Below are 25,154 nucleotides of genomic sequence, written 5' to 3'. Positions count from 1 at the left end.
GACACGGGTTACAACTCGTGATCCCCGAGTTCCGTTCCGACAAAGAGTTGCGTTCCGACAAATCCGTCGCTTCTACAACTGCGATTCGATCGGCAGGCACCCAACCAGCGCTGCAACGATGCGCCGATAGAGACTGGCCTCCGGTTCACGCGAATATTGCCGCATCTCGCCATCCGCCATGCCGAGCCACCGCAAGGCGCCTTTGTCCAGGACCAGCTGATAGCTCGTCTGCGGTGACTTTTCGTGCTCGAACAGCCGGCGCAACTCCATCACCAGATTGGTATCATGGAAAAGCACGCCCATTTCCGCATTCAACGACACCGACCGCGGATCGAAATTGAAGGAGCCGACAAACCCGAGCGTATCGTCGACCGTGAAGGCCTTGGTGTGGAGGCTGGCTCCCTTTGAACCGAAAACGGAGATGTTGGCCTGGCGGTCGAAGGGCTGCAATTCGAAAAGCTGGATACCTTTTTTAAGCAGCTTGCGGCGGCATTTGGCATAGGCGCCGTGCACGGCGGCGACGTCCGTCGCGGCGAGCGAGTTGGTCAGGATTGCAACCTCGGCGCCACGATCCACCAGCTTCGACAGGATGGCCAACCCGGTGCGGCTGGGGATGAAATAGGGCGAGACAATTTCGAGGCGCTGGCTGGTCGCCGCGATAGCGGGAAGCAGCTCTTTGGTCAGCCAGTTCCTGCGCCTTTTGCCGCGCACCTTTTCCGGCGGATCGGAAATGACGCGAACGCCTTTGGTCCAGCAGACGTCGCTGTGCGCTGCAACGAACTCCGTGATCGTGCGCCAGGCACTGAGGCTGTTCAAAAGCTGGCCGTCTGCTGTCGCATCGAGATTGTCGAGGAAATCGGCGCGCGAGACCACCGCAGCCGGGTTAAGCAGCTGGATCGGCTTTGCCGCCTCGCAATTCCAGAACGCCTCGAATATCTGCATCGTCTGCCCTACGGCAGGACCGAGAAGCAACAGGTCGAGATCGCGAAAATTCGTCTCCGCAGCGTCGAAATAGGCATCGCCGATATTTCTTCCGCCGACGATGGCCAAGCCCTCATCGGCGATCCAGGCCTTGTTGTGCATGCGGCGGGTCATCGCAAACAGCCGGGCGACCATCTCCAGCGTGCGAAAGATGCTGCCGTTCCTCATGCCGCTGGGGTTGAACAGCCTCAGCTCGATGTTCTTGTAGCTGTTGAGCGCCAGGTAAGCAGCGTCGCTGTTGCGCGGATTGATATCGTCCAGCAGCATGCGGACGCGGACACCGCGCTCCGCCGCCTTGACGACCTCCTGCATCAGCAGCCGGCCGCTATGGTCGTCGTGCCAGAGATAGTACATCAGGTCGAGGCTGCTTGTGGCACTGCGCGCAGCAAGGATTCGCGCGGCAAACGCGTCATAATTGTCGGCGATCAGCAGCAGCCCGCTATTGCCGGCAGCGATCTTGTCCCGGGCAAACCGCGAGATGGCTGTATCCATGAAGTGCACCGATAAACATCAGCGAAGCAAACGGTCTGAAATCTGACTAACAACCCTTCAGGTTCATTCTGGTTGCAGCCGCGGCTGCCGTATCGCGTCCAGGTTCAGCCGGGCCTTGATCGGCAGATGATCGGAAGCCCGCTGCGCCAGCGGCGTCTTGTGCACCTCGATGCTGGAAATCAGGTGCGGCGGCCTGGCCAGGATGCGGTCGAGCGCAAACAGCGGAAAGCGCGACGGAAAGCTCGGCAGAACCGCATCGATCGGACCGAAATGCGGCAGCAGGGCCAGCAGCGAAGACCTGTTGCGGACGCGCCATTCGTTGAGGTCGCCGAGCAGGATTGTTGGCCGCAGAACCGGGTGCGTGGCTTCGACCAGCGCGTTGGCCTGCTGCGAGCGCGACCGCCGCAGCAAGCCGAAATGTGCGGCTATGATCCGGAGGGAGACGCCCTTCAGTTCCAGGTCCGCGATAACCGCACCGCGCGGCTCGAGGCCGGGCAGCCGGATCTGGTTCACGCTTTCGACCACGCCGCGGCGTGCCAGGATCAGATTTCCGTGCCAGCCATGGCTGCGGCGGTTTTCCGGGACATGGGTGGGGACGAGGTCGCTGTCCCGCTCGAGCGCTGCGAGATCCAGTAAACCCTGCCTGCTTCCGGTTCTTTCGTCGGCCTCCTGCAAAGCAATGATGTCGGCGTCGAGTTCCTTAACCACGGCCGCGACCCGCTCCGGATCGAACCTGCCGTCGGTGCCGACGCATTTATGCACGTTGTAGGATGCGACCGTGGTGCACGAAATTTCATTGCCGGGTGCCGTAAACCGCGGCACTTCCCTTCGCAGCGCAGCGCCAAGCGACCTTGGAAGGGTAGGCGATCGATCCAGCATGTTATCCATTTGCTGTTGAGTCGGTGAGTGGCGGCCATTGCGATTATGGCGCGTGCGGAGGTCTGAAACAACGACGACCTTGCAGAACCGTTCCACCATCCGGGCTCGGCGCGCCGGCGGTCTGGAACCCTGACGGGCAACAACACGTTTCGGAAAGGCAGCGCAGTCAACGGAGAAGTCGAATGCAGTCCTTAGCCGCAGATTCCGCCCCCCGCCCAGGCCCGCTCAGGATTGTCCCGTTCGATGGAACCGTGACCGTCCGGTTCTCCGATGCCATTATTGCGTCGAGCGAGCGGGCAAAGCTGCTCTATGAAGACGGCCATGATCCTGTTTTCTACATACCCTTCGAGGACATCTATTTCGACCTTCTGGAGAAGACGAACACGACGAGCCACAGCCCGCTGAAGGGCACGGCAAGCTATTGGCGGGTTCATGCGGTCGGTTCGTCGGCAGAAGACTTCATGTGGGCCTACGAGACGCCCGACACCCCGGCATTGGCGATCGCCCGCCACGGTGCGTTCGATCCCGGCAGGGCGCGGATCGAGGCCGATCCCGCGGAAGACAAGCGGCACACACCGCACGTCACCGAGTAGACCCACATCGGCGACAGCCGCCAGCGGTCCGTCAGCTCGCGAACTCTTCTCTGAGGATGCGCAGGCCGTCTTCGTATTTCGCCGTCGAGGCCCCGATCTGCCGTGCCTGCCATAGATTGTCGGCAAGATCGGCGCGCTTGACAGGCAACGCCAGCGGGTTGGCCGCAGCCCTGCGAACGAACGCGGCATCGTCCTCGTTCGGCAGCCGCGTCATGGCGTCGACGGCAGACACGATGGACGGCCCGAACCCGGCCGCCTCAAGCCGGTCGCGGTTCCAGCCGTCGCCTTTTTCGATGACGTCGTGAAGATAGGCGATAGCTTTCTGGTCGAGCGTTTCGACGGCATCGACGAGCCGGCGGCAATGTTCGATATATGGCCGCCCTGTCTTGTCCGTCTGCCCGGCATGAGCCTGTTCGGCGATTTTCGCTGCGCGATAAAGCACGCTCATTGGGTCGACCCCGTAACGAACAGCGCATGTCCTGGCGCACCAACGCGCCATCGTCGGTGCGAGTTCCTACGCGCCGCGGGACCCTGCTGCCTCACTTGCGAGCGGCGGGCGCGACGCGTCAGGACACGCGTTCAAAACTGTCGAGGCTGGTTCCAAAGGCGCGCCAGGCGGGCAGTTTCCTGGCTCGGGCCGGGGCACCTTCCTTTTCCGCCGACAAAGCGGCATCCGCAACGGTGTGCCACAGCATCTCCAGCTTCCCGTTCCTGAGGATGCCGGTATAGCTCACCGCCGCGGCTCCGACCCGCCCTTCGGCCGCGCAGGTGAAGCCGATGACGTCTCCATGGCAGGCTCCGAACAGCGGCAACGTCATGCCGAAAAAGGGGCTGTCCTCCAGCGCCGTCCTGAAGGTTCCGCTGATCCGTCCGCCCTCTTCGGTGGTCAGTTCGACGACCGACCCGTACTGATTCCGCCAGGTGCCCAGCCAACTCATCGCTGCTCCTCCTGATTGCTACCAAAGGGATTGCGTTGCCAGACGGCCGCCAAGCCGCGGCCGGTGTAGCGGCCTTCAATCAGCCGCGATGCCAGCCATCGACATCTGAACGAAGCGCAGCGGCGCTTCCAGCGTCCAGGTGATGCCGTGCCTGGCGAATTCCAGGCGGCCGGTGCCGCTGAGCGCCTGCGGCGTGACGCGTTTGAGCACAACCGTTCCGAAACCGCGTCGCGTGTTTTCATCCACCAATGGTCCGTCCAGTTCCCGCCAGACAAGGCGGAAGCCGTCGCTGCCATCGGCGGCTGGGGTCACGGTCCATTCGACCTCGACCCGTCCGTCATGGTGCGACAGCGCTCCGTGCTTTACCGAATTGGTGGCCAGCTCGTGAAAGGCAATGCCGAGATATTGCACCGCGTTCGGCTGCAGCATGATCATCGGCCCGCTCATCGACAGACGGGCCTGTGTCGCGAAGGCCTTGGTCTGGGCATGGATCAATTCGCCGATGGTCGCGCCACGCCATTCCGCATCGACCAGGAGGTCGTGCGATTCCGATAGCGCCATGATGCGTTCTCGGACCCGTGAAAGGAAGGCCTCTGGCGTACCCGCCAGCTTGCTGGTCTCGCGGATCATCGAGACGATCACCGAATACTGGTTTTTAACCCGATGGTTGACTTCGCGCATGAGTGTGCGGATGCGCCGTTCGCTTTCCTTGTGGGGGCTGATGTCGCGCGCGATCTTGGAGGCGCCGATGATACGCCCGATGCCGTCGCGTATCGGCGAGATGGTGAGCGAAACCGGAACCAGGGTGCCGTCCTTGCGCTGCCGGATAGTCTCGTATGAAGGAATCCGTTCGCCGGCGCGAATGCGGCTGATGATCATGGCTTCCTCATCCAGATGGTCGGGCGGGATGAGGATCGTCACCGGGCGCCCGATCGCCTCGGCGGGCGTATAGCCGAACAGGCGTTGTGCCGCGTCGTTCCAGCTGGTGATAATGCCGTTCAGGTCTTTGGACACGATGGCGTCCATCGAGGATTCGACGATGGCGGCGAGCCTTATGCCGGCGTCGTCGGCCAGCGTCTGCACGCGCAGGTCGAGCAGGGTGTTGATGGCGCCGACAACCTCACCGCGCACATTGCGAAGCAGGACCGGATGCGCACTGAACGGGATGAACTGGCCGTCCGGCCGCTCGGCGATGGCTCGGCCCCCAAGAACGTCCCGCTCCTCCAGCAAGGCAACGGCCATTGGACACTCGTCATGCGCCATCGGTCGCCCGTCGAGGTGGCGAAGCTTCCATGACCCGCACCAGCGATCCTGGCCGATAACCGGACGATATCCCCAGAGATCGGCAGCGGGTTCGTTGAAGAAGGTGATGTAGCCTTGTTTGTCGGTGGTGTAGACGGCCACAGGCAACGCCTGCATCAGATCGGCGGAGGAAACTTGCGGGATCCCGCCAGTCCTTAGTTCAACTACGTCCACCAGTCCCCCGCTCCGCTTGGATTGCCGACGGATTGCTACGTCATCTAAATGCGCGCGAGTGTTTTCGGTTCCGTTCGATCTGCTTTCGGACATTCAGGCCGATTTGCGTTTCGCCGCCGCCCTCGGACTTTTGTTCGGAGCCTTGCCGCCCTCCTGCGCCAGGCTCTTGCGCAGAACATCGGCGAGATTGACGACGTTCGTCCTCGGCTCGGGTGCCGGCTTGGGCGGTTTCTTGCCCTTGCGCTTGGCGTCGATCATCGCAACCAGCGCCTGTTCATAAGTGTCTTCGAACTTCGACGGGTCGAATTTGGCCGGCTTCTTGTCGATCAGCAGTTGCGCGATTTCCAGCATCTCGGCATCGACCTTGCGAGCCTTCAGCCCTTCGAACACCGTGTCTGCCGCGACCACTTCATTGTGGTTGCGTAATTCCGTCATCACCATGCCCTTGCCAAGCGGCTGGATCAGCACCTCTCGGCCACGCTGGTACAGCACGACGCAGGAGCGGGCTGCCACTTTCTTCCTGGCCATGGCGTCCCGGATCACCGCGAAAGCCTCCGTGGAGGGCGCGTCGGCCGGAACCAGATAATAGGGTTTTTCGAGGTAGCGTGCGTCGATTTCGGCGGCGGGCACGAACTCGCCGATCTCGAGCGTATGCTGCGATACCATCTTCAGTTTCTTGATTTCGTCCGACTCTATATGGATAAACTCGCCCTTTTCGACCTCATAGCCTTTTACCTGCTCCGCCGCCTCGACCGTGTCGCCGGTCTCCTCGTCGATATAAGCGCTCTTGACCGGGAGACCGTCCTTGCGGTTCAGGATCCTGAAATGCACTTTCTCGGCCTCGCTGACGGCGCCGATGATCTTGACGCCACAGGAAACCGATCCGACTTTCATAAAGCCCTTCCAGGCAGCTCGCGGCGTCGCCATGTCGATCACTCATTTGTCGAACGGACGGAACGGCTGCGAGCCGAAATCGTTCCGCCATGGCAGGCTGTTCCATATGCCGGCCCGGACGTTCGTTTCAGTTTCGTCAGGGGAATAGCGGAATGGCCCAACGCAGCGCAGGATTGCTCATCTTTCGCCGAAGGGAAGGACATCTCCAGGTCTTGCTGGTGCATCCGGGCGGACCATTCTGGGCGAAGAAGGACGACGGCGCATGGTCGATCCCGAAGGGCTTGGTCGACGAGAACGAGGACGAGCTGGCGGCAGCAAAACGCGAGGCAGAAGAGGAGCTAGGCGTCGCCATCGATGGCGTTTTCGAACACCTTGGCAGCTACAGGCAGCCGGGCGGCAAGCTCGTCATCGCATGGTGCGTCGAGGCGGATTTCGACAGCGACGCCGTCAACAGCAACACCTTCGTCATGGAATGGCCGCCGAGGTCCGGCTCGATGAAGGAATTTGCCGAAGTCGACAGAGCGGGCTGGTTCTCCCTGCCTGAAGCCAACCTCAAGATCCTGAAAGGCCAGCGCGCCATGCTGGCGGAGTTTGCCGGTCGGCATGGCGACGGATGAATTTGTTTCAGCCAAGGTCTTAGGGCAGCGCTCGGGCTTCCTCACCGCTCTGCTTTAAGCGCGTTGCGGCCGCAGCGTGCGCAACGTGATCGAATAGCGGTGCTCGGCAACCGGCGAAATGCTGTGCTCCCATTCGTTACGCGCGGCACCCGTCATCAGATAGGCCGATCTTGGATCGACGGTGACCGTCTTGCGGTCCCATCGCGTGCCGTTTTTCCGGCGCAGGCGGAAGCTGCAGGCGGCCAGCAGCGAAACGCCGGCGACCGCCTCGAAATGAGGCTTGTCGCGGTGCCAGCCGATACCGGCGCCCGGCCGGTACTCGTTGATCAGCACCTGCACGAAGGTTTCGGCGGGCAAGCGGGCAAAGGCTGCAACCTTTTCCCTGAGCGGCAGCAGAAAGCCGGGTATTGGCGGCGCCTCGACGACTTCGCCCCGGTCGTAATCATAACGCTGCCCAAAACCGACGACCCGCCGGTTTGCCAGATGGCCATAGAAGTCGAAGGGCTGAAAAGGCAGGGTTGCGAGCTGGCTCGCCAACGCTGCCTCCTCGTCCGGCGTCATCAGTTCGGGCTGGTAGCGGAATCCTTCCGGCAGGTCGTCGGCGGCGGCAAAGAGATCGCCCTGGCGGGCTGCAGCCGATGTCTTGAGCGGTGCCATCAATCGTATTTGGTGAAGCCCGCCCGTAGCGGCAAGGCTGCTTCGGCAGGAAGAAACCTCGCTCTCCGTGCAGGGTTATTCACACTATGGGGTGGATTGGAGCAGTGCCGAGCATTGGACCTGTCGAGGATGCCTTCAACTGCGATCAGAAGCATCGATTACCAGCCGGCGACGAGGGTACTCTCCGTATGGTTCGTCCCGAGCGGAAACCGCTATGATTACGAGGACGTGCCGCCGCAGATCCACGCGGCATTCCGCAAAGCCTCGTCGAAGGGCCGGTTCTTCAACGCGCATATTCGCGACCGGTACAAATACCATCTGGTCGAGCAGAGCCATTCGAGCTGAGCCGAGGCCATCCGCCTCACCCGGGCCCCTCCATCACCTTGCGCGTGTGGCGGGCGATCACACCTTCCTCGTCGGTCGCCACGACGCGGACTTCCACTTTGCTCTCCGCCTGGCTCATCAGCGCGGCATGAGAGCTGTTGGCGGCCTCGTCGATCGCCACGCCGAGCCAGCCAAGCCTGCCGCAAATCGCTTTGCGGGCCCGGGCAGAGTGCTCGCCGATGCCGCCGGTGAACACCAGGCATTCGAGGCCACCCAGCGTGTTGGCGAGGGCGGCAACTTCCCTGCCGGCGCGGAAGGCGAAAAGCTCCACCGCTTCGCGCGCCCGGCGGTCGTCGCTGGCCTCCAGCGTGCGCATGTCGCCGGAAATGCCGGACACGCCGAGCAGGCCGGATTCCTCATAGAGCATGTCTTGCAGCGCCTGTCCCGAAAGGCCTCTTTCCAGTAGCAGGTACAAAAGCACGCCCGGATCGATGGCGCCGCAGCGTGTGCCCATGACCAGGCCATCAAGCGCCGAAAAGCCCATCGTCGTATCGACGCTTCGCCCGTCGCGCATGGCGCACAGGCTCGCCCCGTTGCCGAGATGGGCGACGATGGTTCTTTTCGCCGCCAGATCGGGCGATATCTGCTTGAGCCGGCCGGCAACATATTCGTACGAAAGCCCGTGAAAGCCGTAGCGGTGGATGCCGTCTGCCTCATAGCGGCGCGGCAGCGCAAAACGGCTGACCAGAGGATCGATGGTCCGATGGAAGGCCGTGTCGAAACATCCGACCTGCGGCAGGTCGGGCCGCAGCGCGGCAAGCGCCCGGATTGGTGCGAGGCTGCGTGGCTGGTGCAATGGCGCAAGCGGGGTCAGCCTGTCGAGAGCCTCGATAACTGTCGGCGTCAGGCGGACAGGTTCGACGAACTCGCGTCCGCCATGGACGATGCGATGGCCGGCGGCGATCAACTTCCTTCCGCCAAGTTCGTTCTCGATCCACTGCAGCATCTGGCCGAGGCCCATGTCGCGTGATGCGTCCGCGGTAAGTGGCCGATCGCACTGCAGCTCCCCATCGGCGGCTTTCGCGGTCAGCCTTGGCGCATCGCCCAGATCCAGCGAACCGCGCGAGGCAAGATCCGGCTCGGCGGACGCTGCAAGGTCGTAAAGTCCGAACTTGATGCTGGACGAGCCGGCATTCAACGCAAGGATCGATCGTCGCATCAATCGCCGGCCCTCGTCGCGCCGTCCTGCGGCCAGGACCATTTCTGGATCTCGGGCATGTCCTCGCCATGTTCGCGGACATAGGCCGTATGCTCAGCCAATTTCCCATGCAGCGCCGCGGCAAGCTCCTTCGCCCGCTCGGCCAGCCCCGGCACGCGCGCGATCGCAGCGAGCGCCAGATGATAGCGGTCGAGCTGGTTGAGCACGACCATGTCGAACGGCGTCGTCGTCGTGCCTTCCTCGCGAAAGCCGTGCACATGGATGTTGTCGTGATTGGCGCGCCGGTAGGTCAGACGGTGAATGAGATAGGGGTAGCCGTGATAGGCGAAGATGACCGGCTTGGCCCTGGTGAACAGTGCGTCGAATCTGTCGTCGGCAAAGCCATGCGGATGCTCGGAATTCGACTGCAAGATCATCAGGTCGACGACATTGACGACGCGGATCTTCAGGTCCGGAATGCCCGAGCGCAGGATGTCGGCTGCGGCAAGCGCCTCCAGTGTCGGCACGTCGCCGGCGCAAGCCAGGACCACATCCGGTTCTTCGCCCTCGGCAACCGTCCCGGCCCATTCCCAGATGCCGGCGCCGGCCTGGCAGTGCGCTTCCGCGTCCTCGGCGGACAGCCATTGCGGCGCCGGCTGCTTGCCGGCGACGATGACGTTGATGCGGTTGTAGGTTTTCAGGCAATGGTCGGTGATCCACAGCAGCGTGTTGGCGTCGGGCGGGAAATAGAGCCTGACCGTGTCGGCCTTCTTGTTGGCGACGAAATCGGCAAAGCCCGGGTCCTGATGGCTGAAGCCGTTATGATCCTGCCGCCAGACATGCGAGGTCAGCAGGTAGTTGAGTGAGGCGATCGGCTTGCGCCAGGCAAGCTCGCCGGAGGTCTTCAGCCATTTGGCATGCTGGTTGACCATGGAATCGACGATGTGGACGAACGCCTCGTAGCACGAGAACAGGCCATGGCGGCCGGTCAGCAGATAGCCCTCCAGCCAGCCTTGGCAAAGATGCTCGCTGAGCACTTCCATGACGCGACCGTCACGGGAAAGATGGACGTCGTAGGGCTCGATCCGCTCCATCCAGACCCGGTCCGTAACCTCGAACACGTCGTCGAGGCGGTTGGAGGACGTCTCGTCGGGTCCCATCAGCCGGAAATTCCTGGCATCGGCGTTCAAGCGGATCACATCGCGAAGATAGCTTCCGACGGTCCGCGTCGCCTCTCCGACAGCACCGCCCGGACGCTGTACGTCGAGCGCCAGGCCTTTCCAGTCGGGAAGCACCAGGTCTTGTTTCAGCAGGCCGCCATTGGCGTAGGGGATTGCGCCCATTCGTCTTGGTCCTGTTGGCGCAAGCGCAGCGAGCTCCGCCAGGAGATGGCCGCCTTTGTCGAACAGTTTTTCCGGCTCGTAACTGCGCATCCAGTCTTCCAGGATCTGGCGGTGCGCCGCATCGCCGCGTGCATTCGACACCGGCACCTGGTGCGAACGCCAGAAATCCTCGACTCGTCTGCCGTCGACCTCTTTCGGCCCGGTCCAGCCCTTTGGGCTGCGCAGCACGATCATCGGCCACAGCGGCCGCTCTCCCTTCCAGCCCGCGGCTCGTGCCGGCTCCTGGATGGAGTGGACCCGGTCGAGCACCGTATCGAGCGTGCGGGCCATCTCGCGATGCATCGCGGCAGGTTCATGACCTTCGACAAAAAAGGTTTCGTAGCCATAGCCGAGGAACAGGCTGCGCAACGCCTCGTCTTCCATGCGGCCGAGGATCGTCGGGCTGGCGATCTTGTAGCCGTTGAGATGCAGGATCGGCAGGACGGCACCATCGGATGCCGGATTCAGGAACTTGTTGGAATGCCAGGCCGCGGCGAGCGGGCCGGTCTCGGCTTCGCCGTCGCCGACGACGCAGGCAACGACAAGGTTCGGATTGTCGAAGGCGGCGCCGAAGGCATGGACCAGTGCATAGCCGAGTTCTCCGCCTTCGTGGATCGAGCCGGGCGTCTCCGGAGCCGCGTGGCTCGGCACTCCGCCGGGAAACGAGAACTGCCGGAACAGCTTTCGCAGGCCGCCTTCGCCCCTGCCGACCTCGGGATAGATCTCGCTGTAGGTGCCCTCGAGCCAGGTGTTCGCGACCATTGCCGGGCCGCCGTGACCCGGACCGCAGATGAACAGGACATCGAGACCACGTTCGCGGATAATCCGGTTCAGATGCACATAGATGAAATTGAGGCCGGGCGTCGTGCCCCAATGGCCGAGCAGCCGCGGCTTGATGTGCTCGGGCCGCAAGGGCTCGCGCAAGAGCGGATTGTCGAGCAGATAGATCTGGCCAACCGAGATGTAGTTCGCGGCGCGCCAGTAGCGGTCCATCAGATCGATCTGGTCAAGGCCGGTCATGTGCGTAGTGGTGCGGGCCTCGTCGTTCATGGAAATGCCTCCGGAATACACTCGTCCGTCGTTATCTGGAGTGGCGTCGCGTCGGAGAAAGGATTTGCCTCGAAATAAGTTTGGGCGGCGCGGCCGGCGCCCGCTTGTCGATCCTGCAACGCGCCTCGCCAGACAAAAGCGGGTCGGTCTTTTGGGGAACCTCGGGGCTTGCCAACGGTTAGGAAGATGCACCGCATTGCTTGAATCCAAGGGGACCGCCGAGGCCCTGAGATATGAGCCGGCCGAAGTGCCGTTGAGCAGGTTGGGCGATTGCAGCGGAAGCCCTAGGAGGAGCAGAAAGATGCTCGATCTCTCCCATGCCCGCAACCAAATGGTCGATATCCACCTGAGCCGCCGTGGCATTCGCGACCGCAATGTCCTTCTAGCGATGCGCGAGGTCCCGCGCGAGGCTTTCGTCGAGCCTGGTTTCGAAGAATTCGCCTATGAGGACGGGCCGCTGCCGATCGCCGAAGGTCAGACGATATCGCAGCCCTATATCGTTGCGTTCATGATCGAAATGGCAGAGGTCGGAGCCGGTGACCACGTCCTCGAGGTCGGCACCGGATCAGGCTATGCGGCTGCCGTGATGAGCCGTATCGTCGAACGCGTCTACACGATCGAGCGCCACGCCGCGTTAGCTGAAACGGCGAGGCAACGGTTCAAAAAGCTCGGCTACGATAATATCGAAGTCCGCACCGGCGATGGCACTAAGGGCTGGCCAGAGGCGGCACCCTTCGATGCGATCCTGGTTGCGGCCGCCGGACCCGGCGCACCTCTCGCTCTGCAGGAACAGCTCGACGTCGCCGGCCGGCTTGTCATCCCGGTCGGCGACGAATTCGACTCGCAGCGCCTGCTCAAGGTCACCCGGACCGGCGCAGCAACTTACACCGAGGAGGATTTCGGCGGCGTGCGGTTTGTTCCGCTGATCGGCGAGCAAGGCTGGGGCGAGCCAGGCAGCGACAGCCAGATAGCGGCCGAGCTTCCGCACCGGCATCAGCGCAGGAGCAGCCTGCCGCAGATGATCGCGGCCGCCGCCGAGCCGCTTCCGGATTTCGACGATCCGGCCTTCGGTGCGCTGTTCGACCGGTTTGCCGACCGCCGCGTCGTCTTGCTCGGCGAAGCCAGCCACGGCACGTCGGAGTTCTACCGTGCGCGCGCCGCGATCACTCGCAGGCTGATCGGGAAGCATGGCTTCACCATCGTCGCGGTCGAGGCCGACTGGCCCGATGCCGCGGCGATCGACCGTTACGTCCGCCATCGGCCGCCGCGGCCGGGCGCCGCGCCGCCGTTCCAGCGCTTTCCCACCTGGATGTGGCGCAACACCGACGTCGCGGCGTTCGTCGACTGGATGCGAGTGCGTAATGAGCGGATCAGCAAATCCTCCCGGCGGGCCGGATTCTATGGCCTGGACATCTACAATATGGGCGGATCGATTGCAGCGGTCCTGCAATATCTCGACCGGGTCGATCCGCAGGCGGCGAGGATCGCGCGCGAACGCTATGGCTGCCTGACGCCGTGGCAGAACGACCCGGCCACCTATGGCCGTGTCGCACTCACTTCCGGTTACCAGAAATGCGAGAAGGCTGTGCTCGAGCAATGCCGGGAACTGCTTTCCAGAGAGCTCGACTATGCGCAGCAGGACGGTATCGATTTCCTCGACGCCACCCAGAACGCCCGCCTGGTCGCCTCCGCCGAGCGTTATTACCGCACCATGTATTATGGCGGCGCGCAGTCCTGGAACCTGCGCGACACCCACATGTTCGAAACGCTGGAGCACCTGCTGCAGGCCCGCGGCCCGAATGCCAAGGCGGTAGTATGGGCACATAATTCCCATATCGGCGATGCCCGCTATACCGAAATGGGGATCGTCAGGGACGAACTGAATATCGGCCAGCTCTGCCGCCAGCGTTTTGGCGACGAGGTTGCCTTGATCGGGCTCAGTACGCATTCCGGGACGGTGGCCGCCGCCACCGACTGGGACGGCGACATGGAAGTGAAACCGGTTCGGCCTTCCCACAACGACAGCTATGAGCGGCTTTGCCACGACAGCGGCGTCTCGCCTTTCCTGCTCGATTTCGAGCGCGACGACACGCTGCGCGAACGGCTTCTGGAGCGCCGGCTGGAACGCTTTATCGGCGTCATCTACCGGCCCGAAACCGAGCTCCACAGCCATTATGCGGACGCCTCGCTCGCCCGCCAGTTCGATGCTTTCGTCTGGTTCGATGAAACCTGTGCCGTGACGCCGCTTGGGCCGGAACATGCGGGGACAGGCCTTCCCGAGACCTATCCTTTCGGGCTGTAGCGAATTTGGACCCTGGGAAAGCGGAAAATCAAAAGAAGGAGGTCACCGATGGCCGGAAAAAAGACTCATGAGCAGCAATTGCGCATCATCGAAGAGCGCGAGAACACGAAAAACGCCGGCAAGGATTTCGACGCGGAAGCGGATTTGAAAAAGACCAGGCAAGAGCGCGAGGCGTTCCGGCGCGGTGCCGAGCTCAGATCGGACCCGAAGGATATTGCCGATCCCGACGATCGCAACATCATCCGCGGCGAGCACCAGGAAAGCGCCCACAACAAGCATCGCGCCGACCGCTGAACGGCCGGATCGCTTGACGTTAAGACAATACGGCGCCGGGTCCGTTCCCTGATCTGACGGATGCAGCGTTCGTGGCCGCAAAATTGGCGGACGAGGGCGCCGTCTCGATCCCTGGCGCTATTCGACAAAAAATGTCGCGGCGACAGCAATTGAGACGAGGCTCAGCATCGCCAGGCCTGCCCTGGCGACATGCGAAGCCTCCCAGACGTTGCGCAAATCTCTCCAGTCGCCAGTCTGCTTTCGAGAGAACATTGAAAAGAACGTCGCGGCGGATTTCGGCAGGGCAGTGTCTTGCACCCAGAAATTATTGACGGGGTGCGTGACCAACCAATAGGTCGCGTGCTCCGCCAGCAGGAAGACAAGCGCCGCCAAGGTCCACCAGAATTGGGCGCTTGGATAGGGCGTCAGGTAAAGCAGGACGGCGAGTGCAATGATGCCGCCGATCTCGGCGAACCCGCCGATCGTGAAGCCGGGATAGTAGATCGCCTGCACTGATCTGTAGGTGGCCTCCTTGAGGCGCAACTTGCCGGGCAATTCCAAAGCGTGCGCGAGCGAGAGCGCCATCGAGACGGCGACCAGCAGAAGCGTGGCGATCGTCAATGCGCGCATGTTCCTGCTCCCGACCATGCCCTCGTGGTGCGCGCGTAGATAGGGTGGTTGGTGATCCGGTAAAGGCAACGACACCCGACTTCGCTGGCAAGTCCGGTTCGGTCATTCCCCGATCTGGCTGGTCGACCGTTCGTGGACTGTGGCGCCGGTCTGCGCGTCGACCGCGACCATGCTGACCTCGTAGCCCCAGAGCTTGCGGATATGCCGCAGTGTGGCGTCGCGGCTGCCGCCTTCCAGCACTATGCCGTCCTTGACCTTATGCTGCAGGCGCAGATGCCGGTCGCCGAGCAGGTCCACGTCCACCACCTGGATGTCCGGCCGGCTGGCGCCGATATCGTAGCTGTGGGCGAGTGCGGCGCGGATGCTCTCGTAGCCGCGCTCATTGTGTATCGAGGCGACTTCGTAGTGCGGATCGTTGGCCGCATCGGCAAGCACAAAGAACCGCCATTTCCGGATCAGGGTAGGGCTCAGATACTGGCGGATGAAGGACTCGTCGCGATGGTTGGCCCAGGCGTCCAGCAGGGTCTGGCGCCAGTCGCCATTGCCGGCGATATCGGGAAACCAGTCGCGGTCCTCGGCGGTCGGCGCGGTCGAGATGCGCTGGATGTCCTGCATCATGTCGAGGCCCAGCGCGTAAGGGTTGATACCGGAAAAGCGCGGATCGTCGAAGCCCGGCTGGAAGATCACGTTCGAATGGTTGCGCAGGATCTCCAGCATGGCACCTTCGCCGATCAGGCCGCGGTCGAACAAAAGGTTCATCAGCGTGTAATGCACGAAGGTGGCGCAGCCCTCGTTCATCACCTGCGTTTGGCGCTGCGGATAGAAATACTGCGCGATGACGCGGACAATCCGGATGACCTCACGCTGCCAGGGTTCCAGGATCAGGCTGTTCTTCTCCAGGAAATAAAGCAGGTTTTCCTCGGGCAGCTTGAGCGATTTCTTGCGTTCCGCCATGATGTCCGTCTCGCGGGGCTTGGCGCCGTCCTTCGAAGGCGGCAGCGTGCGCCATAGGTCATTGTAGGAACGCTCCTCGTATTCCAGGCGCTCGCGAACGCCCTCGCGCTGCTTTTCCGACGACAGCTTCGGCGGCCGGTGATATCTGAACACGCCCTGCTCCATCAGCGCATGTGCGGCATCGAGGATCTCTTCCACCGCATCGACGCCATGCCGCTCCTCGCAGCGGGCAATGTAACCCTTGGCGAAGTCGAGATAACTGAGGATGGCGCTGGCGTCCGTCCACTGCTGGAACAGATAATTGTTCTTGAAGAAATGGTTATGGCCGAGTGCCGCGTGCGCCGTCACCAGGGCCTGCAGGGCCATGGTGTTTTCTTCCATCAGATAGACGATGCAGGGATTGGAATTGATGACGAGTTCATAGGCAAGCCCCCGTCCGCCTTTGCGATACAGCAATTCCTGGTAGAGGTAGTGCTTGCCGAACGACCAGTGCCGGTACATCAGCGGCATGCCGACCGAGGAATAGGCGTCGAGCATCTGTTCGGACGAGATTATCTCCATCTGTACCGGATAGACGTCGAGGTGGAGCTCTTCGGTGGCGATCGCCTCGATGGTCTCGTAGGCGCGCGACAGCGTCCTGAAATCCCAGTCGGAACCGGAAAACAACAACCCGGATTTGCTCGCCATCAGCCCCCTCTTTCACCGCTCTTTTGATAACCCGGCTGTCTGGCGAAGAGCTGGCGGAAAACCGGGTAGATGTCGGCCGCCGTGGCGATGCGGCTCATCTGGAAGTTCGACCACCTCAGCTTGACCGCACTGTAGGCACGCCACAGCGACGTGCCGTTGTCGGTGGCGCCGAAGATGTGGCTCTCGCGCTCGTCGAGGATCTCGACGTAGGCAAAATACTGGCAAAGCCGCATGATCTGTTCGTCGAGCAGGGTGATGCAGCGCTCCGAATCGGTGACGAAATTGTCGCCGTCCGAGGCCTGGGCGACATAGATGTTCCATTCGCGGCTGGGATAGCGCTGCTCGACGATGCGGTGCATCTCCTCGAGCGCCGTGGAAACCACGGTGCCGCCGCTCTGGGTGTTGTAGAAAAAGGTCTCCTCGTCCACCTCCTGCGCCTCGTGCGTGTGGCGGATGAAGACCACCTCGGTCCGGTCGTAGCGCCGTTTCAGGAACAGGTGCAGCAGCACGAAGAAGCGCTTGGCCAGATCCTTCTCGCGTTCGCCCATCGAGCCGGACACGTCCATCAGGCAGAACATCACCGCATTGGCATTCGGCACCGGCTGGGCGTCGAAGCGGTTGAAGCGGATGTCGACCGGGTCGACATAGGCGATTCGCTTGCGGCGGCGCTCCAGCCGCTCAAGCTCTTCCTGCAGCGCCACGATGCGCTGGCGCATCTCGGCGTTCTGCGGCTTCGCCTCCAGCGACGTGATCTCCTGCGCGATTGCGTCGAGTTCCTCCTGCTTGGGGCGCCTGAGTGCTATGCGGCGGCCATGGCTGTTGCGCATCGTGCGCCCGACATTGATGTTGGTCGGCGAGCCGGTCGCGGCGAAGCCGGCCCGGCGCGGCTTGAAAGCAAGGATCTCCTTGAGGTTGAGCTTGACCATATCAGGCAGTTCGAGGTCTTCGAAAAAGAGGTCGAGAACCTCTTCGCGCGACAGCACGAAACGGAAATCGTCCTCCGATTCGGTTCTTCCCGGGGCTGATCCCATGCCGCCGCCCTGGCCGGGCTTGGGCAGCCGGTCGCCTGGGGTGAAATGCTTGTTGCCGGGCAGGACGTGCTGGCGGCTGCCGCTGTTCCTGGCATCGTTGAAGCTCGGCTCGCCGGTACCCCGCACCGGCATCGAAACGGCATGCTCGGCGTCCACGTCGGCGATCTTGCCGGCGCGGATCTGATCGCGGATGGTGCGCTTCAACTCTTCGCGCGCCCGCCGCAGGAAACGCTGCCGATTGCCGAGGCTTTTGTCCTTCGGGTTCAGTCGGCGATCAATGAAGATCGGCATATGTTACCCCGGGCTGGCTTCAACCCGCCTTGTTCACCCGCATGTACCAGTCCACCAGCCGGCGGACCTGGCGCTCGGTGTAGCCGCGCTGGATCATCCGCTGCACGAATTCGGTATGCCGCTTCTCCGTCACGCTGTCCTGCTTGGAGCCGAAGCTGATCACCGGCAGCAGGTCCTCGACCTGCCCGAACATCCGCTTCTCGATGACTTCGCGCAGCTTCTCATAGCTTGTCCATGACGGGTTGCGGCCATGGTTTCTGGCCCGCGCGCGCAGCGTGAACTTCACCACTTCGTTGCGGAAGTCCTTGGGATTGGCGATGCCGGCCGGCTTTTCGACCTGCGACAATTCGTTGTCCAAGACCTCGCGATTGAGGATCTGGCCGGTATCGGTATCCTTGTAGTCCTGATCCTCGATCCAGGCATCGGCGTAGGCGATATAGCGGTCGAACAGGTTCTGGCCGTATTCGCTGTAGGATTCCAGATAGGCCTTCTGGATCTCGTGGCCGATGAACTCGGCATAACGGGTGGCCAGCTCCGACTTTATGAAATCGAGATAGTCCGCCTCGGTCTCCTTCGGGAACTGCTCGCGCTTGATCGCCTCTTCAAGGATGTACATCAGATGCACCGGATCGGCCGCCACCTCTTCGGTGTCGTAATTGAAGGTCTGCGACAGGATCTTGAAGGCGAAGCGGGTGCTGACGCCGGTCATGCCTTCGTCGACGCCGGCGGCGTTTCGGTATTCCTGGACCGACTTCGCCTTGGGATCGGTTTCCTTGAGGTTCTCGCCGTCATAGACGCGCATCTTGGTGTAGAGCGGCGAATTGTCGTGTTCGGCCAGGCGGGTCGAGACGGTGAACCGGCTGAGGATATCGAGCACTTCCGGAGCGCAGGGGCTGTTAGCCAATTCGCTTTCGCGCAACAGCTTCTCGTAGATCTGCCGCTCTTCGGTGACGCGCAGGCAATACGGCACCTTGACCACCAGGATGCGGTCGAGGAACGCCTCGTTGTTCTTGTTGTTCTTGAACTGCAGCCATTCCGATTCGTTGGAATGGGCAACGATGATGCCCTGATAGGGGAAAGCGCCGAAATTCTCGGTGCCGTTGTAGCTGCCTTCCTGGGTGGCGGTCAGCAGCGGATGCAGCACCTTGATTGGCGCCTTGAACATCTCGACGAATTCGAGCAGCCCTTGCGTCGTCCGGTTCAGCCCGCCGCTATAGGAGTAGGCGTCCGGATCGGACTGGCTGAAGTTTTCCAGCTGCCTGATGTCGACCTTGCCGACCAGGGCCGAAACGTCCTGGTTGTTCTCGTCGCCCGGCTCGGTCTTGGCAATGCCGATCTGGCGCAGCCTGGACGGCATCAGCTTGACGACGCTGAATTTGGAGATGTCGCCGGACAATTCGTCGAGGCGCTTGGCCGCCCAGGGCGAGATCAGGCCGTTCAGCCGCCGCCGGGCGATGCCGTATTTGTCCTCCAAAAGGTCGCCCATGCGGTCGGGATCGAACAGCCCGAGCGGCGATTCGAAGACCGGGCTGACCTGGCCGCCGACCTTCAGCGTATAGATCGGACGCTGCTCCATCAGCCTTTTCAGCTGCTCCGCAAGCGAGGACTTGCCGCCGCCGACCGGGCCAAGCAGATAGAGGATCTGCTTGCGTTCCTCGAGCCCTTGCGAGGCATAGCGGAAATAACCGGCGATACGCTCGATCGTATCCTCCATGCCGTAAAAGTCGGCGAAGGTTGGATAGATCTTGATCGTCCGGTTCGAAAAAATACGGCCGAGCCGCTCGTCCTTGCTGGTATCGACAAAGGTCGGCTCGCCGATCGCCTCGACCATCCGTTCGGGTGCCGAGGCGTACATCGACTTGTCCTCGCGGCAGGCAAGCAGATATTGCTGGAGGCTTATCTCCTCCTGAGCCGCATTCTTGTAAACCTCGGAAAACAGATCGAAGACGTCGGATTGATTCTCACGCATGGTATTCCTAGCCCCGGAGCCGGTGTGGCTGCACGTTTGTCTCTTGAACAACCAAATGTCAGAAAGCCCTTGTGGTTCCCTTCACTTCGCAGAGAGTGCATGTGATCGAAGGATAAGAGTCTAGATAAGGACATCCTGAGTGCAGACAAGGCGTGCAACGTCCTGACCGAGGCATAAAATCCTGAATTGCACCGCGCCCCGCTGACGACCCCTAACGAGACGGAGGAACGGTTCGGGTCCTTCCCGGTTGTGAGGGAAAGGAGACGGTCGATGTCTGGGAATAGTTTGTGGTTGCTCGTTGTTGCAGGCGGTCCACTGCTGCTGGCAATCCTGATCGCCTACGCCCTGCTCACGCAGCGCCGTCGCGGCCCGGCGGAGCGCAGGGAAAGCGAGCGCGCCACCGAGCGCCTGTATCAGGAAAAGAAGGACTGACCGACAGGATCGCAGCTCAGCTGCCGGCGGCCGCCAGCCCGGTCGCTTTTTCGGCGCGCAGCAGCATGCCAAACAGGTCACGCGGCTCATCGGGATCGGCCAGAAGGTCTAGTTCCTCGTAAAGGCCGGTCCGCTGAAGCTGATCGCGAACGTAACGCAACGCGGAAAAATCCTCGATCGCAAAGCCGACGGAATCAAACAATGTGATCTGTCGGGCGCCCGTCCGGCCTGCTGCCTTTCCTGTCATCACCTGCCACAATTCGGTGACCGGATGATCCGCATCGAGCTGCTGGCTCTCGCCTTCGATGCGCGTCTGCGGCGGATATTCGACGAAAATATCCGAGCGCAGCAGAATGTCGCGATGCAGCTCGGTCTTGCCCGGGCAATCGCCGCCTACCGCGTTGATGTGCACGCCGGATCCCACCATGTTGTCGGTCAGGATTGTTGCCGACCGCTTGTCGGCGGTAACCGTGGTGATGATCTCTGCACCTTCAACGGCTTCCTGCGCCGACGCGCAGAGCTTGATGTCGAAGCCCAGGCCGGCAAGGTTCTTCATGCATTTGGTCGAGGCCGCCGGGTCGATATCGTAGAGGCGCAGCCTGTCGACGCCAAGCAGCGCCTTGAAGGCGATCGCCTGAAATTCCGATTGCGCGCCATTGCCGATGATCGCCATGCACCTGGCGGCCTCTGGAGCGAGGTATTTCGCCGCGACGGCCGAGCTTGCGGCGGTTCTGAGCGCCGTCAGGATGGTCATTTCCGAAAGCAGCATCGGATAGCCGTTGCCGACATCGGCAAGCACGCCGAAAGCGGTCACGGTCTGGCGGCCGTCACGCGTGTTCTTCGGATGCCCGTTGACGTATTTGAAGCCGTAAAGCTGCCCGTCGCTGGTCGGCATCAGCTCGATGACGCCGTCAATGCTGTGCGAGGCGACGCGCGGCGTCTTGTCGAACAGCTCCCAGCGCCTGAAATCCTCTTCGATATAGGCGGCAAGCTCGACCAGAAAGCGCTCGATGCCGATGGCAAGCACCAGCTTCATCATGCGGTCGACGCTGACGAACGGGACGATGTTCAAATTGGCGGTCATGGCTCAGAACCCCCTCGTCGGGCGGTCCATGATCCGCCGGCCCATCAGGCTTGCGGTCAGGTCAACCAAAAGCGTGGCGGTGCGGCCGCGCTCGTCAAGAAATGGGTTGAGCTCGACCAGGTCGAGACTGGTGACGAGGCCGCTGTCATGCAGCATTTCCATCGCCAGATGCGCCTCGCGGAAGGTGGCGCCGCCGGGAACGGTGGTGCCCACCGCCGGGGCGATCGACGGGTCGAGAAAATCGACGTCGAGGCTGACATGGAGCATGCCATTGGCGGCGCTCACCCGTTCGAGAAAGGCGCGAAGCAGTTGCGCTATGCCGTGCTCGTCGATCGAACGCATGTCGTGGACCGTCACGCCGGCTCTGCGCAATGCATCCCGTTCCGCCAGGTCCACGCTGCGGATCCCCAGCGCGCATATGCAAGCCGGCTCCACCTGTGCTGCAAGGCGGGGGAAATAGCCCTCGAAGCCGGGCTGCCCGCTTGCATAGGCCAGCGGCACGCCATGCAGATTGCCGCTGGTCGTCGTGTCGAGCGTATGAAAATCGGGGTGGGCGTCGAGCCACAGCACGAAGAGCGGCCGACCGGCATTCGCCGCGCGGCGGGCTATGCCGGCGAGCGTGCCGGCCGAAATGCTGTGGTCGCCGCCGAGAAAGATCGGCATCGCATCGGCGCTTGCGGCATAGGCAGTTTCGCTGATCGCTGCCGTCCAGGCGGCGATTTCCGGCAGCGCCTTCACCGCCGCGTTGCCGTGTACGACAGGGCGCATATCGGCAGGGACAATCGTTCCGAGGTCGGTCAGCGTATGGCCAAGCTCGGTCAGCGCGCCGGCCAGACCGGCCGTGCGAAGCGCGCTCGGCCCCATCTCGCAGCCCATGCGGCCTGAGCCGGCCTGGATCGGCGCCCCAACGATCGTGCAATGCATTGTCATACCCACCGAATTACGATGGCTTTATTGAAGCGGGCATCGCTGGCAGAATGAACATGTCAAATTGGCAAATTTGTTGAAGTGCCCTACCATTGTGGCACGATCTACTTCCGCTGTGAGCAATCATGGACCAACTTGACGAGCGGATCATCACCTCTTTGCGGCACGACGCCCGGCGCAGCATTTCCGACCTTGCCGTCAGCCTGGGTGTCTCCCGGGCAACGGTAAGGTCCCGGATCGAGCGACTTGAAAGAGACGGCGTCATCGTCGGCTACACCGTCATTCTACGCGCCGACGCGGTCGATCAGCGGGTGCGTGGCATCATGATGATCGAGATCGAGGGCCATGCCGCCGATCGCGTCATCCGGGCGCTGGGCGGCTTCTCCGAGGTCTCGACCATCCACACCACCAATGGCCGGTGGGACCTGGTGATAGAACTCGGAACCCAGACGCTGAGCGAGTTCGATGCGGTGCTGAGACGTATCCGGCTGATTCCCGGAATTACCGGCAGCGAAACAAGCCTGCTCCTGGCAACGCCGCGCACCACCAAGGCGCGGCTGTGATCTTCGCCCTTGACCTCCAGCGGCAATGAAATCCCAAGCCAGGGAACCTTCAATTGCCGCCGCGGTTAGAGCAATTCCAGGAAAAGTGTGAAACGGTTTTCCGTTCGGAATTGCGTCAAAACAAGAGAGATCGGTTCAGCGTTTCCCCCGATGAACCGTTCTAGGCTCGGACAGCCCTTCTTCGAGGAAGAACAATCATGGCTCACGCCCAGCAGGAACTGGTCGAATTCGTTATCAGCAAAGCGTTCAATCCGGTCATGCGGGCCAAACCAGACGGAAAATCCGATGCCGAACGCAAGACGCTCGAGCACGTCCAGCAAGCCACGAAGACCGAGATCGAGCGCTATCGCCATTACGGCTCGGCCGAGGAGGTCGCGACCAATTTCAAGCGCGACCTGAGCTCAGATGCCGCCAAAAAGTTGCACGCCCAGCTGCGGCGCCTGCATCTGCCGACGATCGAGGATATTCGCGACGAATTTGAGGACAAAGCCCGCAAGCTTGGGGTCAAGGCCTCGTCGTAGATCCGCGACCGGTCCTCGGTGACGTCCGTCAGGCTGTCATCACAAACCGTCCTTGGTCGGAGGCCACCCTGACCGAACCGTCTCGGGGATGTTGTCCGACGTCAGATCGCCCCGATTGAGCTTTTCAATCGCTTCATCGGCTTCGCTTTCGTCGAGACCGGAAAGCGGCAACCCGCCGACCACGACGGCTTCGTCGCTCTCGCTGTCATAGACCTCCCAGAGGCCTTCCGGATTCTGTCGTTTGTCGAATGGCATGGCACTCCCCAACACCGCTATTGTACGCCTGCCACCCATTTCAGGGCCTGGGCTTTTTCGTCCTCCGGGAACACCCGCGCCTCGATTTGCGGAAACAGCGCGTCCGTCATTTCCGTGGCTGCCTTGATCCACTGCTTGTTGGAAATCACGGCGGCACGTTTGAAGCGGTGGACCTCGCCAAGTTTGCTCAGCCCATACTGCAGGTCGCGCCGCAAGGCGCCAGCCGTCATGTCCTCGAAATCGGCAAGATCGGTCAGGACGCCGATGTCCTTATGGTCGCTCAGTTTCGCTTCGATTGCCGGGATGACTTTGTCGTAGTCGTCCGCCGTCACGGTGCCGGTGACACGAAAGGCGGCGACATTCTGGGGAGCGGAAATCATCTCGATCATTTTTTCCTCCGGTCTCTGACTTGCTGCCTGCCCGAAACAAACTCGGGCCATTGGCGGATGTTCCCTGCCGGAGGCGTGCTTGGCTTCAACCTGACATGGTTAGAACGACGATCGGCCGGCCTCCCCGACCGGCGCTCGGATCGCCTGGGTGACGACGGTATAACGCGTGATTTGACCCTCCTCGGGGTCCTCCCCGTGGAAATGGATCGCTGCGTTCAGCGGCAGGTGGGCAGTGCTGCCAAACTGCTTGACGGCGGAGACATGCACGATCTGCACGTCGGGGTCGCGCTTCATGGCGTCCATCGCCGCAAGCTCGGCGCTGCTGCTGCCGCCGATCCGCCAGCTGGCTTCCAGCACTCCCGATCGCCAGATGCCCGAGGAATCGACACCTTGGCCGATGTCGTAGTTGCGCCGTGAGGCAAAGAATCCGGGATAGCCATCCATCGCGGCGTCGTAGATCCTCGCCTGCGCCACAGCCAAACTTAGCGCCGGAGAAAGCTGCAGCCCGTCCAGCGCCTCCCATCCGCCGCGCACGACGACCAGATCGGATCCGCCGTAAACGGGCTGTCCGGCATTGTCGGCCGTCATTCGCTGCACGCCGTAATAGGCGACCGATGTTCCGTCGATCGCCGTTCTGCCAATGCTCAGCGTGACGATGTCGCGAAGCTCCGTTTCGAGAACAAGGCCGTATTCCCTCAGGTCGGAGGATGGATATCGTTCCAGCAGCCTTTCGATGTCGGCAACGGTCGCGGCGGTGTGCTGGTCGCGGCCCCGCGAAGCGCGCGGTGGCTTGAACCGGACCAGCCCTAGCTGCAGCAGACGTTCCGCTGCGCGCAGCGCGTCATCGCGTGAAAATGCGGTATAGCCGGGCAGTACGGCAGCGCCGACGGCTCTGCCGAAGCCGGCTGGCCATTCTTTTGGCCGTGCCGCCGACCTGTCCACCAGCTCGTGGGTTATGGCCTTGGTGGTTGCGAGGCGCCAGGGCACCACACCGCCGAAGAGGTCCTCCGGCCCGTTTATGCCCAGTTGGAGCGCATCGACGGCAAGCAGGCTGTCGTCCGGCACGAAATACAGTCGGCGACCGTCACCGCCGCCGTCACTCAGGCCCTCGCGGAAGGCAAAGCCCTTCAACGCCGCAATCGTGCGCGCAACGGCAGCGACGGTTTCCCGCTCGTGGGTATAGATTGTCTCGCCGCCCGGCACGGAGAATGCGACCACAACACCTTTCGCCCCGCTTGGTTGCTTACCGCTTAGCCCGGTCATGTCGCGCCCTTCGTCCATTGCCGAGCCCATTGCCGTTTCCGCGGCGATGCGTCCGAACCGAAAAACCCGCTTCCTCGGCGAATGTTCCGGCCAACGGCCGGC

At 62.2% G+C, this 25,154-nt stretch carries 26 protein-coding genes; 8 read left to right on the top strand and 18 right to left on the bottom strand.

Features of this window, described 5'->3' with window-relative positions:
- Window positions 1-72: 72 nt before the first annotated feature.
- Together NKH99_RS20505 and NKH99_RS20500 are read right to left on the bottom strand one after the other, a co-directional pair.
- Window positions 73-1,473, bottom strand: a complete 1,401-nt coding sequence (locus NKH99_RS20505) for a phospholipase D family protein (protein WP_353015208.1) — start codon at window positions 1,471-1,473, stop codon at window positions 73-75.
- A 63-nt stretch (window positions 1,474-1,536) separates the two neighbouring features.
- A complete protein-coding gene (locus tag NKH99_RS20500; RefSeq protein WP_302893445.1) occupies window positions 1,537-2,352 on the bottom strand; it encodes an endonuclease/exonuclease/phosphatase family protein in 816 nt (271 codons plus the stop codon).
- A gap of 182 nt (window positions 2,353-2,534) precedes the next feature.
- On the opposite strand from NKH99_RS20500, the gene NKH99_RS20495 reads away from it, so the two are divergent.
- On the top strand, window positions 2,535-2,945 hold the full coding sequence (locus NKH99_RS20495; protein ID WP_352769276.1) for a DUF427 domain-containing protein: 411 nt from the start codon (window positions 2,535-2,537) through the stop codon (window positions 2,943-2,945).
- Between the two features lie 31 nt (window positions 2,946-2,976).
- On the opposite strand, the gene NKH99_RS20490 is transcribed toward NKH99_RS20495, so the two are convergent.
- The 4 genes from NKH99_RS20490 to ku form a co-directional block, all read right to left on the bottom strand.
- Window positions 2,977-3,393 carry an HD domain-containing protein gene (locus NKH99_RS20490; RefSeq protein WP_352473064.1) on the bottom strand — a complete coding sequence of 139 codons (417 nt, stop codon included), beginning with the start codon at window positions 3,391-3,393 and terminating at the stop codon, window positions 2,977-2,979.
- 118 nt (window positions 3,394-3,511) lie between these two features.
- On the bottom strand, window positions 3,512-3,883 hold the full coding sequence (locus tag NKH99_RS20485) for an avidin/streptavidin family protein (RefSeq protein ID WP_353015202.1): 372 nt from the start codon (window positions 3,881-3,883) through the stop codon (window positions 3,512-3,514).
- Between the two features lie 75 nt (window positions 3,884-3,958).
- Window positions 3,959-5,302: a PAS domain-containing HWE histidine kinase family protein gene (locus NKH99_RS20480; RefSeq protein ID WP_353015200.1), complete on the bottom strand. Its 1,344-nt coding sequence runs from the start codon at window positions 5,300-5,302 to the stop codon at window positions 3,959-3,961.
- A 150-nt stretch (window positions 5,303-5,452) separates the two neighbouring features.
- Complete coding sequence (ku, locus tag NKH99_RS20475) at window positions 5,453-6,286, bottom strand: non-homologous end joining protein Ku (protein ID WP_353015198.1); 834 nt, start codon at window positions 6,284-6,286, stop codon at window positions 5,453-5,455.
- A gap of 119 nt (window positions 6,287-6,405) precedes the next feature.
- Here ku and NKH99_RS20470 point away from each other — a divergent pair, with 119 nt between their 5' ends.
- Window positions 6,406-6,870, top strand: a complete 465-nt coding sequence (locus NKH99_RS20470) for an NUDIX hydrolase (RefSeq protein ID WP_353015196.1) — start codon at window positions 6,406-6,408, stop codon at window positions 6,868-6,870.
- 54 nt (window positions 6,871-6,924) lie between these two features.
- Here the strand turns inward: NKH99_RS20470 and NKH99_RS20465 are convergent, their stop codons facing one another.
- A complete protein-coding gene (locus NKH99_RS20465; protein WP_353015194.1) occupies window positions 6,925-7,527 on the bottom strand; it encodes an alpha-ketoglutarate-dependent dioxygenase AlkB in 603 nt (200 codons plus the stop codon).
- Between the two features lie 129 nt (window positions 7,528-7,656).
- Here NKH99_RS20465 and NKH99_RS20460 point away from each other — a divergent pair, with 129 nt between their 5' ends.
- Entirely contained in the window at window positions 7,657-7,872 is a 216-nt protein-coding gene (locus NKH99_RS20460) for a KTSC domain-containing protein (RefSeq protein WP_353015192.1), read from the top strand.
- A gap of 16 nt (window positions 7,873-7,888) precedes the next feature.
- Here NKH99_RS20460 and NKH99_RS20455 read toward each other — a convergent pair whose 3' ends face one another.
- The gene (locus NKH99_RS20455) at window positions 7,889-9,070 is read right to left on the bottom strand and encodes an acetate/propionate family kinase (RefSeq protein ID WP_353015190.1); all 1,182 of its coding nucleotides are present in this window, start codon (window positions 9,068-9,070) and stop codon (window positions 7,889-7,891) included.
- Window positions 9,070-11,481 (bottom strand): phosphoketolase family protein, encoded by a 2,412-nt coding sequence (locus NKH99_RS20450; protein WP_353015188.1) that lies wholly within the window; start codon window positions 11,479-11,481, stop codon window positions 9,070-9,072. The genes NKH99_RS20455 and NKH99_RS20450 overlap by 1 nt, the downstream gene beginning before the upstream one ends.
- Before the next feature lie 301 nt (window positions 11,482-11,782).
- Here NKH99_RS20450 and NKH99_RS20445 point away from each other — a divergent pair, with 301 nt between their 5' ends.
- Entirely contained in the window at window positions 11,783-13,783 is a 2,001-nt protein-coding gene (locus tag NKH99_RS20445) for a protein-L-isoaspartate(D-aspartate) O-methyltransferase (protein ID WP_353015186.1), read from the top strand.
- Between the two features lie 48 nt (window positions 13,784-13,831).
- Window positions 13,832-14,077 (top strand): hypothetical protein, encoded by a 246-nt coding sequence (locus NKH99_RS20440; RefSeq protein ID WP_023720508.1) that lies wholly within the window; start codon window positions 13,832-13,834, stop codon window positions 14,075-14,077.
- Window positions 14,078-14,194: 117 nt separating this feature from the next.
- Here NKH99_RS20440 and NKH99_RS20435 read toward each other — a convergent pair whose 3' ends face one another.
- The 4 genes from NKH99_RS20435 to NKH99_RS20420 all read right to left on the bottom strand — a co-directional run bounded on the left by NKH99_RS20435 (window position 14,195) and on the right by NKH99_RS20420 (window position 19,618).
- The gene (locus tag NKH99_RS20435; RefSeq protein WP_353015184.1) at window positions 14,195-14,686 is read right to left on the bottom strand and encodes a DUF1772 domain-containing protein; all 492 of its coding nucleotides are present in this window, start codon (window positions 14,684-14,686) and stop codon (window positions 14,195-14,197) included.
- Window positions 14,687-14,788: 102 nt separating this feature from the next.
- Window positions 14,789-16,327: a SpoVR family protein gene (locus NKH99_RS20430; protein ID WP_352539875.1), complete on the bottom strand. Its 1,539-nt coding sequence runs from the start codon at window positions 16,325-16,327 to the stop codon at window positions 14,789-14,791.
- Window positions 16,327-17,649 carry a YeaH/YhbH family protein gene (locus NKH99_RS20425; protein WP_352814062.1) on the bottom strand — a complete coding sequence of 441 codons (1,323 nt, stop codon included), beginning with the start codon at window positions 17,647-17,649 and terminating at the stop codon, window positions 16,327-16,329. Before NKH99_RS20425 ends, NKH99_RS20430 begins: the two co-directional genes overlap by 1 nt.
- 19 nt (window positions 17,650-17,668) lie before the next feature.
- On the bottom strand, window positions 17,669-19,618 hold the full coding sequence (locus NKH99_RS20420; RefSeq protein WP_352449545.1) for a PrkA family serine protein kinase: 1,950 nt from the start codon (window positions 19,616-19,618) through the stop codon (window positions 17,669-17,671).
- Window positions 19,619-19,888: 270 nt separating this feature from the next.
- On the opposite strand from NKH99_RS20420, the gene NKH99_RS20415 reads away from it, so the two are divergent.
- Window positions 19,889-20,050 (top strand): hypothetical protein, encoded by a 162-nt coding sequence (locus NKH99_RS20415; RefSeq protein ID WP_292655465.1) that lies wholly within the window; start codon window positions 19,889-19,891, stop codon window positions 20,048-20,050.
- A gap of 16 nt (window positions 20,051-20,066) precedes the next feature.
- Here the strand turns inward: NKH99_RS20415 and ocd are convergent, their stop codons facing one another.
- Entirely contained in the window at window positions 20,067-21,134 is a 1,068-nt protein-coding gene (gene ocd, locus NKH99_RS20410; RefSeq protein ID WP_353015182.1) for an ornithine cyclodeaminase, read from the bottom strand.
- 3 nt (window positions 21,135-21,137) lie between these two features.
- On the bottom strand, window positions 21,138-22,058 hold the full coding sequence (gene rocF, locus NKH99_RS20405) for an arginase (RefSeq protein WP_352473047.1): 921 nt from the start codon (window positions 22,056-22,058) through the stop codon (window positions 21,138-21,140).
- Window positions 22,059-22,186: 128 nt separating this feature from the next.
- Here rocF and NKH99_RS20400 point away from each other — a divergent pair, with 128 nt between their 5' ends.
- Window positions 22,187-22,624, top strand: coding sequence for an Lrp/AsnC family transcriptional regulator (locus tag NKH99_RS20400; RefSeq protein WP_352769310.1), 438 nt, complete (start codon window positions 22,187-22,189; stop codon window positions 22,622-22,624).
- Window positions 22,625-22,821: 197 nt separating this feature from the next.
- Window positions 22,822-23,145: a hypothetical protein gene (locus tag NKH99_RS20395; protein WP_352539878.1), complete on the top strand. Its 324-nt coding sequence runs from the start codon at window positions 22,822-22,824 to the stop codon at window positions 23,143-23,145.
- Window positions 23,146-23,184: 39 nt separating this feature from the next.
- On the opposite strand, the gene NKH99_RS20390 is transcribed toward NKH99_RS20395, so the two are convergent.
- From NKH99_RS20390 to NKH99_RS20380, 3 genes are all read right to left on the bottom strand, one after another.
- Window positions 23,185-23,400, bottom strand: a complete 216-nt coding sequence (locus tag NKH99_RS20390) for a hypothetical protein (RefSeq protein ID WP_352769313.1) — start codon at window positions 23,398-23,400, stop codon at window positions 23,185-23,187.
- 17 nt (window positions 23,401-23,417) lie between these two features.
- The gene (locus NKH99_RS20385; RefSeq protein WP_352615141.1) at window positions 23,418-23,789 is read right to left on the bottom strand and encodes a SpoIIAA family protein; all 372 of its coding nucleotides are present in this window, start codon (window positions 23,787-23,789) and stop codon (window positions 23,418-23,420) included.
- A gap of 99 nt (window positions 23,790-23,888) precedes the next feature.
- Window positions 23,889-25,082: a DUF3182 family protein gene (locus tag NKH99_RS20380; RefSeq protein ID WP_353015180.1), complete on the bottom strand. Its 1,194-nt coding sequence runs from the start codon at window positions 25,080-25,082 to the stop codon at window positions 23,889-23,891.
- Between the last annotated feature and the right edge of the window lie 72 nt (window positions 25,083-25,154).

Source organism: Mesorhizobium sp. M0854, from assembly GCF_040319815.1.
In the GTDB taxonomy this organism is placed as follows: domain Bacteria; phylum Pseudomonadota; class Alphaproteobacteria; order Rhizobiales; family Rhizobiaceae; genus Mesorhizobium.
The sequence above is the reverse complement of the archived record's forward strand: the minus strand, read 5'-3'. Positions and strand labels throughout refer to the sequence as shown.

Excerpts from the sequence above, each read along its gene's own strand:
- NKH99_RS20395 (WP_352539878.1), top strand. The coding sequence starts at position 22,822 with ATGGCTCACGCCCAGCAGGAACTGGTCGAATTCGTTATCAGCAAAGCG.
- NKH99_RS20430 (WP_352539875.1), bottom strand. The coding sequence starts at position 16,327 with ATGGCGAGCAAATCCGGGTTGTTGTTTTCCGGTTCCGACTGGGATTTC.
- NKH99_RS20380 (WP_353015180.1), bottom strand. The coding sequence starts at position 25,082 with ATGGGCTCGGCAATGGACGAAGGGCGCGACATGACCGGGCTAAGCGGT.
- NKH99_RS20415 (WP_292655465.1), top strand. The coding sequence starts at position 19,889 with ATGTCTGGGAATAGTTTGTGGTTGCTCGTTGTTGCAGGCGGTCCACTG.
- NKH99_RS20435 (WP_353015184.1), bottom strand. The coding sequence starts at position 14,686 with ATGCGCGCATTGACGATCGCCACGCTTCTGCTGGTCGCCGTCTCGATG.
- NKH99_RS20450 (WP_353015188.1), bottom strand. The coding sequence starts at position 11,481 with ATGAACGACGAGGCCCGCACCACTACGCACATGACCGGCCTTGACCAG.
- NKH99_RS20460 (WP_353015192.1), top strand. The coding sequence starts at position 7,657 with ATGCCTTCAACTGCGATCAGAAGCATCGATTACCAGCCGGCGACGAGG.
- NKH99_RS20455 (WP_353015190.1), bottom strand. The coding sequence starts at position 9,070 with ATGCGACGATCGATCCTTGCGTTGAATGCCGGCTCGTCCAGCATCAAG.
- NKH99_RS20400 (WP_352769310.1), top strand. The coding sequence starts at position 22,187 with ATGGACCAACTTGACGAGCGGATCATCACCTCTTTGCGGCACGACGCC.
- ku (WP_353015198.1), bottom strand. The coding sequence starts at position 6,286 with ATGGCGACGCCGCGAGCTGCCTGGAAGGGCTTTATGAAAGTCGGATCG.
- NKH99_RS20480 (WP_353015200.1), bottom strand. The coding sequence starts at position 5,302 with ATGCAGGCGTTGCCTGTGGCCGTCTACACCACCGACAAACAAGGCTAC.
- rocF (WP_352473047.1), bottom strand. The coding sequence starts at position 22,058 with ATGCATTGCACGATCGTTGGGGCGCCGATCCAGGCCGGCTCAGGCCGC.
- NKH99_RS20490 (WP_352473064.1), bottom strand. The coding sequence starts at position 3,393 with ATGAGCGTGCTTTATCGCGCAGCGAAAATCGCCGAACAGGCTCATGCC.
- ocd (WP_353015182.1), bottom strand. The coding sequence starts at position 21,134 with ATGACCGCCAATTTGAACATCGTCCCGTTCGTCAGCGTCGACCGCATG.
- NKH99_RS20445 (WP_353015186.1), top strand. The coding sequence starts at position 11,783 with ATGCTCGATCTCTCCCATGCCCGCAACCAAATGGTCGATATCCACCTG.
- NKH99_RS20385 (WP_352615141.1), bottom strand. The coding sequence starts at position 23,789 with ATGATCGAGATGATTTCCGCTCCCCAGAATGTCGCCGCCTTTCGTGTC.
- NKH99_RS20420 (WP_352449545.1), bottom strand. The coding sequence starts at position 19,618 with ATGCGTGAGAATCAATCCGACGTCTTCGATCTGTTTTCCGAGGTTTAC.
- NKH99_RS20495 (WP_352769276.1), top strand. The coding sequence starts at position 2,535 with ATGCAGTCCTTAGCCGCAGATTCCGCCCCCCGCCCAGGCCCGCTCAGG.
- NKH99_RS20470 (WP_353015196.1), top strand. The coding sequence starts at position 6,406 with ATGGCCCAACGCAGCGCAGGATTGCTCATCTTTCGCCGAAGGGAAGGA.
- NKH99_RS20465 (WP_353015194.1), bottom strand. The coding sequence starts at position 7,527 with ATGGCACCGCTCAAGACATCGGCTGCAGCCCGCCAGGGCGATCTCTTT.
- NKH99_RS20390 (WP_352769313.1), bottom strand. The coding sequence starts at position 23,400 with ATGCCATTCGACAAACGACAGAATCCGGAAGGCCTCTGGGAGGTCTAT.
- NKH99_RS20440 (WP_023720508.1), top strand. The coding sequence starts at position 13,832 with ATGGCCGGAAAAAAGACTCATGAGCAGCAATTGCGCATCATCGAAGAG.
- NKH99_RS20505 (WP_353015208.1), bottom strand. The coding sequence starts at position 1,473 with ATGGATACAGCCATCTCGCGGTTTGCCCGGGACAAGATCGCTGCCGGC.
- NKH99_RS20500 (WP_302893445.1), bottom strand. The coding sequence starts at position 2,352 with ATGCTGGATCGATCGCCTACCCTTCCAAGGTCGCTTGGCGCTGCGCTG.
- NKH99_RS20485 (WP_353015202.1), bottom strand. The coding sequence starts at position 3,883 with ATGAGTTGGCTGGGCACCTGGCGGAATCAGTACGGGTCGGTCGTCGAA.
- NKH99_RS20425 (WP_352814062.1), bottom strand. The coding sequence starts at position 17,649 with ATGCCGATCTTCATTGATCGCCGACTGAACCCGAAGGACAAAAGCCTC.